Source organism: Persicitalea sp. (assembly GCF_041751555.1).
Taxonomy (GTDB): domain Bacteria; phylum Bacteroidota; class Bacteroidia; order Cytophagales; family Spirosomataceae; genus Persicitalea.
The window spans coordinates 1-3,479 of the sequence record NZ_JBGSXF010000209.1 but is presented as its reverse complement, the minus strand read 5'-3'; the positions used below and the strand labels follow the sequence as shown (position 1 = coordinate 3,479).

Genomic DNA, 3,479 nt, shown 5'->3' with positions numbered 1-3,479 from the left:
GGGGGGGATGTTCGTGCAGTCGGAGAAGTTCCTGGCTGACCACCGGGGCAAAATCAACGATATTTCTATTTACGGGCAGGAGAGCAACCAAACTACCTGGCGGCTGGCCAAGATGAACCTCGCCATCCGGGGCATCGACAGTTCGCAGGTAAAGTGGAACAACGAGGGGTCGTTCCTCAACGACGCCCACAAGGACCTGCGGGCCGATTACATCCTGGCCAATCCACCCTTCAACGTCAGCGACTGGAGCGGTGATTTGCTGCGTAGCGATGGGCGCTGGCAGTACGGCACGCCGCCCACGGGCAACGCCAACTACGCCTGGATTCAGCATTTTATGTACCACCTGGCCCCCGACGGACAGGCGGGCTTTGTGCTGTCGAAGGGCGCGCTCACGTCCAAGTCATCGGGCGAGGGCGACATCCGGCAAGCCCTCGTGGAGGCCGACCTCGTGGACTGCATCGTGAACCTGCCCGCCAAGCTGTTCCTGAACACCCAAATCCCCGCCTCGCTCTGGTTCATGAGCCGCAACCGTGCCAACGGACGCTTCCGCGACCGCCGGGGCGAAATCCTGTTTATCGACGCCCGCAACCTGGGTTTCCTCATCAACCGCCGCACCCGCGAACTCTCCGACGACGACATCCGGCAAATCACCGACACCTACCACCAATGGCGTAATACCGACGGTAGCTACGAAGACATAAAAGGCTTCTGCGCCGCTGTGCCGCTTGATCGCGTGCGTGAACTCGACTACGTGCTTACGCCAGGCCGCTACGTGGGCCTGGCCGAGGAGGAAGACGACTTCGACTTCGCCGAACGCTTTACCCAACTCAAAGCGGAGTTCGCCGCGCAGTTGCGGGAAGAAGCCACCCTGAATGAAAGTATTGCCGCTAATCTTGAAAAAATCAGAATCGATGCGTGAGTGGAAGGAAGTTTTATTAGGAGAATTGATAGAGATAGTCAATGGATTCGCATTTAAATCTAATAACTTTTTAACCGAAAAGGTAGAAAACTCTCTTCCTGTAATTAAAATAAAAAACGTTGCGAGTGGACAAGTGACACTCAATGATGTTCAGTATCATATTTTTGATAAAAATCATGAAAGATTTCTAGTTGAGCGAAACGATATATTAATTGCCCTAACAGGAAATCATCCTCATACTTTGACACAAGTGGTAGGTGAGGTTTCACTTTCTAAATTAGACGACAAGGCACTTCTAAATCAACGTGTAGCCAAAATCAAACCTAAATCAAAAATATTAAACTCATTCCTGTATTATTTTTTAAAGGATGATGGAACTCATGACTATTTGGCAAGTCAATCTGCGGGTAGTGCAAACCAAGCGAATATCTCGAAAAAAAACATAGAAGACGTTCCTATCAACCTTCCGTCTCTATCCGAGCAACGCGCCATCGCCTCCATCCTCAGCAGCCTGGACGACAAAATAGACCTGCTCCACCGTCAGAACAAAACCCTGGAACAAATGGCGGAAACGCTTTTCAGACAGTGGTTTGTGGAGGAGGCGGAGGAGGGTTGGGGGGAAGTCAAAGTAGGGGATTTTGTAAAAACCAATGTCAATACCGCTAATAAATCTTATCCGTATGATTTGATTCAATATCTTGACACCGGATCATTGACAAACGGAAGAATTGAAGCTATTCAAGAAATTGAATTGTCCGATGCACCAAGCCGAGCAAAGAGATTAGTTGAGCACAATGATGTGTTAATTTCTACTGTCCGACCAAATCAGAAACATTACGGAATAATTAAGAACCCGGCAAAGAACCTTGTCGTGTCAACTGGATTTTGCGTTATTTCTTGTCAAGATATCGACCCTCATTTCATCTATCTTCTATTAACTTCAAATGAAATGACCGAGCATCTTCACGCTATCGCAGAAGGCTCAACTTCGACTTACCCTTCTTTAAAGCCTAGTGATATTGAAGCAGTAGAATTTCTAAAACCGCCTCAGGAAAAGCTATCGGCATTCGCAGAGTTTGCCAAAAAAATTTGGGATAAGATTGATTATAATCAAATTCAAATCAGCACCCTGGAAAAGCTGCGCGACACGCTTTTACCAAAATTGTTGAGTGGAGAAATAAGATTGGAATCGATATGATCAAAGTAAAAAAAGTTATTTCTGATTTTAATAGTTGGAGAAGTTATTTGGTTTACGTTGAGCGGATCGAACTTCATATTGACACAGATTTTAGTATATCGTTAGAGAACTCAAAATCTCTACTAGAGGGAATCAGCAAGCAAATATGTAAGGATAAACAGATTGCTCTTTCCGGGGGGGAGAATTTCCATGCACTTATAAAAACTGCCTTTGATGCTATTGGGTATGAAAAAGGCGGTTTTGTGAACGTTGTCGGGGGAGCACTATCAGCAATCGGGCAGCAACTCGGAAAACTACGCAAGGAAGTGGGAACCACCTCCCATGGCGGTACTTCCGAGCAAATAGAACGTCGAAACTTGGTTATTGATGAAATCTCGAGAGATTTTCTCATTGATGCTACTGACCTTGTTGCAAGTTTCATGATTAGAAACCATGAAAATGAAATTCTAAGAAGAGAGGAACAAAGCTTATTTGATACTTTGGACTACTATGAAGCCGAAGAATTCAACGCTTCCTGGGACGATTCGTACGGAGAATTCTCGATGGGCGATTATTCCTACCCAGCCAGTGAAATTCTCTTCAATGTGGACAAGCAAGCCTACGTGACCGAGTACAACACCTTCAACGAATCCCCCGAATGACGCGCCTTACCGAACACGCCATCGAAAACTTCGCCATCAAACTCCTCGAGCGGCTGGGCTACGAATACCTCTACGCGCCCGAAATTGGCCCCGACGGCGAGCGGCCCGAGCGGACAAACTACGGCGAGGTGTTGCTGGTCGAGCGGCTACGGGCGGCCCTGCGCCGCCTCAATCCGGCAGTACCGACGGAAGTGCGGGAGGAGGCTCTCAAAGAAATCGGACGGCTGAACGCGCCCGACTTGCTGACTAACAACGAAGCCTTTCACCGGATGCTAACCGAGGGCGTCAAAGTGGAATACCAGCAGAACGGACACACCCGCGGCGACCTGGTAAAGCTGGTGGATTTCGTGACGTCCGACAACAACGAATTCGTGGTGGCGAACCAGTTCACGGTGGTCGAGAACGGTGTCAACAAGCGGCCCGACGTCATTCTGTTCGTCAACGGCCTGCCGCTGGTAGTGCTGGAACTCAAAAACGCCGCCGACGAAAAGGCCACGGTACGCTCGGCTTACGACCAAATCCAGACCTACAAAGCCACTATTCCGAGCCTGTTTGCTTACAATGGTTTCGTGGTGCTGTCGGATGGTTTGGAAGCCAGGGCCGGAACGCTGTCGGCGGGCCTGAGCCGTTTCATGGCCTGGAAATCCGCCGATGGCAAGGAGGAGGCCTCCAACCTGGTGAGCCAGATGGAAACGCTCATCAACGGTATGCTGAACCGCGA

At 49.2% G+C, this 3,479-nt stretch carries 4 protein-coding genes; all 4 read left to right on the top strand.

Annotation, left to right across the window (positions count from 1 at the left end):
* Nucleotides 1-919: N-6 DNA methylase (locus tag ACEW8P_RS07520; protein WP_373512477.1), on the top strand; the 919-nt coding region annotated here is incomplete at its 5' end.
* Nucleotides 894-2,117 carry a restriction endonuclease subunit S gene (locus tag ACEW8P_RS07515; protein WP_373512476.1) on the top strand — a complete coding sequence of 408 codons (1,224 nt, stop codon included), beginning with the start codon at nucleotides 894-896 and terminating at the stop codon, nucleotides 2,115-2,117. The genes ACEW8P_RS07520 and ACEW8P_RS07515, both read left to right, overlap by 26 nt.
* Nucleotides 2,114-2,758, top strand: a complete 645-nt coding sequence (locus ACEW8P_RS07510) for a hypothetical protein (RefSeq protein ID WP_373512475.1) — start codon at nucleotides 2,114-2,116, stop codon at nucleotides 2,756-2,758. The genes ACEW8P_RS07515 and ACEW8P_RS07510 overlap by 4 nt, the downstream gene beginning before the upstream one ends.
* A partial coding sequence (locus ACEW8P_RS07505) for a type I restriction endonuclease (RefSeq protein ID WP_373512474.1) occupies nucleotides 2,755-3,479 on the top strand: 725 nt, incomplete at its 3' end. The genes ACEW8P_RS07510 and ACEW8P_RS07505, both read left to right, overlap by 4 nt.

Bases quoted from the DNA above. Each gene is read 5' to 3' on its own strand.
- ACEW8P_RS07510 (WP_373512475.1), top strand. From the start codon at position 2,114: ATGATCAAAGTAAAAAAAGTTATTTCTGATTTTAATAGTTGGAGAAGT.